Annotated in this window: 10 protein-coding genes; all 10 read left to right on the plus strand. The window is 68.3% G+C overall.

Translation table 11 applies throughout. The annotated features are described in order from the left end of the window. Positions 1 to 112 precede the first annotated feature (112 nt). The 10 genes from WC493_RS21435 (at position 113) to WC493_RS21480 (ending at position 5,202) form a co-directional block, all read left to right on the plus strand. Positions 113 to 379, plus strand: coding sequence for a DNA -binding domain-containing protein (locus WC493_RS21435; protein ID WP_102114772.1), 267 nt, complete (start codon positions 113 to 115; stop codon positions 377 to 379). A gap of 114 nt (positions 380 to 493) precedes the next feature. After that, positions 494 to 718, plus strand: a complete 225-nt coding sequence (locus WC493_RS21440) for a transcriptional regulator domain-containing protein (RefSeq protein WP_102114771.1) — start codon at positions 494 to 496, stop codon at positions 716 to 718. Positions 719 to 947: 229 nt separating this feature from the next. After that, entirely contained in the window at positions 948 to 1,268 is a 321-nt protein-coding gene (locus WC493_RS21445; protein WP_245924315.1) for a DUF2285 domain-containing protein, read from the plus strand. A 140-nt stretch (positions 1,269 to 1,408) separates the two neighbouring features. Beyond that, entirely contained in the window at positions 1,409 to 1,690 is a 282-nt protein-coding gene (locus WC493_RS21450) for an AlpA family transcriptional regulator (RefSeq protein WP_102114769.1), read from the plus strand. 18 nt (positions 1,691 to 1,708) lie between these two features. Next, positions 1,709 to 2,839, plus strand: a complete 1,131-nt coding sequence (locus WC493_RS21455; protein ID WP_102114768.1) for a replication initiator protein A — start codon at positions 1,709 to 1,711, stop codon at positions 2,837 to 2,839. Beyond that, positions 2,836 to 3,489, plus strand: a complete 654-nt coding sequence (parA, locus tag WC493_RS21460; protein ID WP_102114767.1) for a ParA family partition ATPase — start codon at positions 2,836 to 2,838, stop codon at positions 3,487 to 3,489. Before WC493_RS21455 ends, parA begins: the two co-directional genes overlap by 4 nt. Continuing rightward, positions 3,486 to 3,740, plus strand: coding sequence for a hypothetical protein (locus WC493_RS21465; RefSeq protein ID WP_102114766.1), 255 nt, complete (start codon positions 3,486 to 3,488; stop codon positions 3,738 to 3,740). Before parA ends, WC493_RS21465 begins: the two co-directional genes overlap by 4 nt. Beyond that, positions 3,737 to 4,258 carry a DUF2840 domain-containing protein gene (locus WC493_RS21470; protein ID WP_102114765.1) on the plus strand — a complete coding sequence of 174 codons (522 nt, stop codon included), beginning with the start codon at positions 3,737 to 3,739 and terminating at the stop codon, positions 4,256 to 4,258. The genes WC493_RS21465 and WC493_RS21470 overlap by 4 nt, the downstream gene beginning before the upstream one ends. Continuing rightward, on the plus strand, positions 4,255 to 4,800 hold the full coding sequence (locus tag WC493_RS21475) for a S26 family signal peptidase (protein WP_102114764.1): 546 nt from the start codon (positions 4,255 to 4,257) through the stop codon (positions 4,798 to 4,800). Before WC493_RS21470 ends, WC493_RS21475 begins: the two co-directional genes overlap by 4 nt. A gap of 66 nt (positions 4,801 to 4,866) precedes the next feature. Then, positions 4,867 to 5,202, plus strand: coding sequence for a DUF736 domain-containing protein (locus WC493_RS21480; RefSeq protein ID WP_373068361.1), 336 nt, complete (start codon positions 4,867 to 4,869; stop codon positions 5,200 to 5,202). Positions 5,203 to 5,331 lie beyond the last annotated feature (129 nt).

Here is a 5,331-nt window from a genome sequence, read left to right on the forward strand (position 1 = left end):
GACCGCAAAGACTTGCCGCCGAGGCGTTAAGCGCCCGCCATTTGTTCAGGCGGCGCACAGAATTTCCCACGATGCTGTTAACGAACCTCGGATGAGCGATTATAGTCGCTCTATGGGACAGCTAACGCCCTCATTCCTCGACGAGCCGCCGGTCAGCCAGTCGCTCACGGCCTACGACCGTGAGCACATGGCTCTCTACATGCGTCTGATCGACTCAGCCCGCGACGGCGCCGCCTGGCAGGAAGCCGTCCAGGCCATCTTCGGCCTCGATCCCGCGCACGACCCAGAGCGTTGCCGCCATGTTCACGACTCGCACCTGGCGCGGGCGCGCTGGATGACGGAACAGGGCTACCGCGAGTTAACCCGCCCTCGGCACTGACCCGCCGCGATGCCGACTTGGCATCGCGCTTTGCCCACCGCCGAGCTTCCATCGGGCGGCCCTGTCGAGAATCCTTTCTTCCTCCACAATCACTTACGCAAAGGGAGGATCGCGATGACACCCAATGCAGCAGGCTGGCGCTCCTCCGCAGCCTATGAGCACATCGCCGAGATGAGCCCGTCCGATCTCGCCTGGGAGTGGCTCCGGCGCAACGACGCCTATGTTGAAGACTACCGGGAGCTGAGCGAGGGAAAGACCGACATCCAGACGCTGACCGACAAGATCCGGCGCCGATGGGGGTTGCGATTTCCCCGCGGACCCGCAGGCCCCGCCATCTGAAGCCCGCATCGTCTGGCTGCCCGCGAACGATACGAGCGCCATCTTTCTGGGGCCGGCCCCTGCGGGTCTCGCCGAGGACACCGATCCGCAACCGACCTTCGATGCCGCCTACCGCATCGGAGACCATGACGAAGACATCCTTCTCTACGATCTCGGTGACGGCCAAAGTGTCCAGCTCGTCATCGAGACGGCCACGCCGGTCGACCGACCCCTTGCCGCCATCATTCCTTTGGGTCGGGAGGGATTCGATCGTGTCCGATCCCTTTGCCGTCTGCTGGCCACCCTTCACGGCCGGGCCATCCCGCCGGATACCCGGCTGACGGCACAACATCGCCTGCGATTGCGCCGGATGCTGCAATGCTTCGACGGCTATCGCGATGGCGCGACCCAGCGGGAAATCGCGCAGGTCATCTTCCACATCGCCCGACTCGACCGCCAGGCGTGGCAGGACGCCTCCGCCCGCCACGCCATCAAAACCCTGCTGCGGGACGCGCGCGCCATGATCGCCGGCGGCTATCGCGCCTTACTGCGACACCGCCGGCCGGACTGATCGCGCCGACGCGATAGCCGGTGGGCGATTTTAGGCCCCCCCAACTTCGCCCTGCATCGCGCCGGTCCTGCTTCGCCATCGTGGCCTTCGCTCGCCGCTGATCTCCAGCGGCCTTCACGAAGCTCACGGAGGCCCCATCCATGCGACCCGATCTCGCCGTTCTCCCGCCGCGCTTCCTGCGCACCAAGGAAGCCGCCGCGTTTCTTAGCCTGTCCGCCCGGACCCTCGAAAAGCATCGGACCTACGGCACCGGCCCGGCCTATCGCAAGCTCGGCGGCCGCGTCGTCTATGCCGTCGACGATCTCGAAGCCTGGGCCGCGCGCGGCGCCGTCACCTCGACCTCCGATCCGCGCGGTTCGATCCTTCCCGCGAGGCGTCACACGCCGGCGCCGCTGGCCCAGGCCGCCCGGCGCCCACGCTGACCGCCGACGAACCCCCGAATGGCGGCGCGGCGGCAATCCCGTTCGGAGCGCGAACAGCTCGACCTGTTTCGGGCGCTCCCTGGCGAGTTCGCTGCCCGAGATGCGCAGGATCTCATGGCCTATCCCTTCTTCTCCCTCTCCAAGTCCCATCGCACCGCGCCGATCGACTTCTGCGCCGGGGGCGTGTCGATCCGCGTCGAGGCCGTGCCCGATCATGGCATGGCGACCATCTGGGACGCCGACATCCTGATCTGGGCGGCGAGCCAGATCGTCGAGGCGCGCGACGCGGGCCTGCGCACCTCGCGCCTGCTGGTCGCCACCCCCTATGAAATCCTCAGATTCATCGGCCGCGGCACGTCCTTGCGCGACTATCAGCGTCTCAAGGCCGCGCTCGACCGGCTGCAATCGACGACAATCTGCACCTCGATCCGTCAGCCCGCCGAGGGCCGGCGACATCGCTTCTCCTGGATCAACGAGTGGAAGGAGCGCACCGACCGGAACGGCAAGCCCGATGGGATCGAGCTGATCCTGCCCGACTGGTTCTACCAGGCCGTCCTCGACGACGCGCTCGTGCTGACGATCGACCGCGCCTATTTCGGCCTGACGGGCGGTCTCGACCGCTGGCTCTATCGAATTGTCCGCAAGCACGGCGGCCGCCAGCGCAACGGCTGGCGTTTCGACTTCCGCCACCTCCACCAGAAATCAGGCGCGCTCTCCCCCTTCAAGCGCTTCGCCTTCGAGCTGCGCGACATCATCCGGCGCCAGCCGCTCCCCGGCTACACGCTGTTCCTCGAGATCGAGGGCGGCGGCCGCACGCTGCTCGCCTTCGAGCCACAGCCCACCTGTGGAAAAGCTGTGGATGGCGTCGTGCCATCGGGAACCCGAGGGCGCGTGCCATCAGGAACCAGACCCTCGTGCCAACGGGAACCGAAACCGGCCCTAACCCACGGTACGAAAAGCGAAAATCGCACCCTTAACTTAGAGTCTAACAAAGACTCTAACCTTGAAGAGCGCGCCCGTGAGGTGGAAAACCTCGTCCGGCAGGCCACGAAGGCCCTCAGCGTCGCCGGCAAACGGCGCCCCGAAGCCGCCGACACGCATCCCCTCCCGCAGCTCCCTTTCACTCCCGTTCCGGGAGGACGGCGATGATCGTCGCGCTCCTCAATCAGAAGGGCGGCGTCGGCAAGACGACGCTGGCGCTGAACCTCGCGGGCGTTTGGGCGAGCCAGGGCAAGCGCGTCACCCTGATTGACGCGGACCCGCAAGGCTCGGCGCTGGACTGGTCGCAGCAACGCAGCCGTGAGGGCCTGGCTCGCTCCTTCGGCGTCGTCGGCCTCGCCCGCGATACGCTGCACCGGGAAGCGCCGGAACTGGCCCGTGACGCCGACATGATCGTGATCGACGGGCCGCCCCGCGTCGCCAGCCTGATGCGTTCGGCGCTGCTCGCCGCCGACCTGGTGCTGATCCCGGTGCAGCCATCGCCCCTCGACGGCTGGGCCTCCGCCGAGATGCTGGCGCTCATCGGCGAGGCGCGCATCTACCGGCCGGAGCTGGTCGCGCGCTTCGTGCTCAATCGTTGCGGCGCGCGCACCGTGCTCGCCCGCGAGACGGCCGCGACCCTGGCCGATCACGATCCTCCCGTCCTCGCCGCCACCGTCGGCCAGCGCGTCGCCTTCGCGGCTGCCGCGCAGTCCGGCCAGCTCGTCTCCGAACTGGACGACGGCACGCCCGCCGCGCGCGAGATCGCGGCGCTGGCGGACGCGATCGAGTGCTTGAGCATCGGGAGGGCGGCGCGATGAACGGGCGCTCGTCCCGCAATGGCTTCGCCTCCCGGCCCGCCGATCCCGAGCGCTGGGTCAAGGCGGCCGACAACCCGCCGCGCGATGCCGGCGCCGGCGGCTACACCGCCCGGCTGACCATCGACGTGACGCCGGCGCTGCGCGGCCGGATCAAGATCGCCGCGTTCGCTCGCGGCGTCACGGTCGCCGACATGCTGCGCGAGCTGCTCGCGCGCGAATTTCCCCCGACCGCCGAAGGAGACCCATCATGACCGACGCCGCGGTTTCCCGCGCCCAGGGCGGCCCCTTGCCGCGCGCGCATCTCGCCGACAGTCTCACCCATGTCGAGCTGACGCATGTCGAGAAGCGGATCGAGAACTGGATCAGGTTCGGCCACGAAGCCCATGAACAGGTGCTCGACCGCCGCCGCCGCGTCTTCTCTTTCCGGCCGGGCAGCCTCTTCGCCTTCGTGCGTTGGGCCGCCAACGACTTCGGCACGATCACCTCGCGCATCGACATCGTGCGCGCCGTCGCGCCAGGCGAAGCCTACCAGACGCTGCCCTTCGTGCGCCCCGGCGGCGACATCCTGCTGAAGATCGAGGGCTGGCCCAAGGTCGAACAGGTGCTTCGCCACATCGACGCCGTGGAGGCCCTCGGCATCGACGCCTGCGACGTGGCCCCCGATCACTGGCGTCATGTCGGCAACCGGATCGGCGCGGGCCATGAGCCGCGCGCCTACACGCTGGAGCGCCATGCGGCAGGGCTCATGCGGCGGGAGATCGGGCTATGACCCGCTTCGGCTATGTCATGACGACCTATGCCGTGACGATGGGCGTCGCCATCGCCGCCTTCGTCCCGATCGCACCGCGCCTCGTCTGGAACGCCTCGGCCAGCGCGCCGATCGGCCTCTATGACCTCGCCCCGCCGCACCCTCTGACGGTTGGCGATCTGGTCGCCGCCCTCCCGGACAAGCCGCTCTCCGACTTCATCGTCGGGCGCGGCTATATCGGCCGCAACGTGCCGCTGATGAAGCGCGTCATGGGCCTTCCCGGCCAGCAGGTCTGCCGCACCGGGGACGTCGTGACCGTCGACGCCGTGCCGCTTGGACGGGCGCTCGACCGCGACCGGCTCGGCCGTCCGCTGCCGGTCTGGCAAGGCTGCCGGCGCATCGGCGATGGGCAGGTTTTCCTGATGAACCCCGATGTCCGCGACAGCCTGGACGGCCGTTATTTCGGCCCGCTTCCGGCGCGCACCGTCATCGGCAAGGCGAGCCCACTCTACACCGACGAGGACGGCGATGGCCGCTTCGTCTGGCGCGCGACGACGCGCTGACCGCTTCCCGTCGTCGGGAGCGGTGCCCGCCGACGGCTTTCCAACACCACCGCCATGGAGACCATCATGTCGCAGATCGGCACCTTCACCCGTCAGCAGTCCGGCTTTGTCGGGCGCGTCCACACCCTCACGCTCTACTGCGAAGTCACTGTCGTCCCCGCCGAGTCGTCGGATACGGAGAACGCCCCGGACTATCGCCTCCATCAAGGAAATGACGATGGCCCGGAGATCGGCGCGGGCTGGAAGCGCACCGGCGAGCGCGCCGGCGAATACATTGCTTTCCTGATCGACGATCCGGCCTTGCCGCAGCCGATCCGCGCCAATCTGTTCCGCGACGACGACGCGGGCAGCGCCTGGTCGCTGCACTGGAGCCGTCCGCACAAGCGTGACGGAAAGGACTGACGCGATGCGGCGGACCTCACTCTTTCTCCTTGTCGGCCTGACGTGCGGTTGGGGGCTCGCGGTCCCGGTCTTGGCGCAGCCGTCGAGCATCGCCGCTTCGCCCGCCCGCGATCCTTTCGGCGAACTCAT

The organism is Zavarzinia sp. (assembly GCF_041650655.1).
Classification (GTDB): domain Bacteria; phylum Pseudomonadota; class Alphaproteobacteria; order Zavarziniales; family Zavarziniaceae; genus Zavarzinia.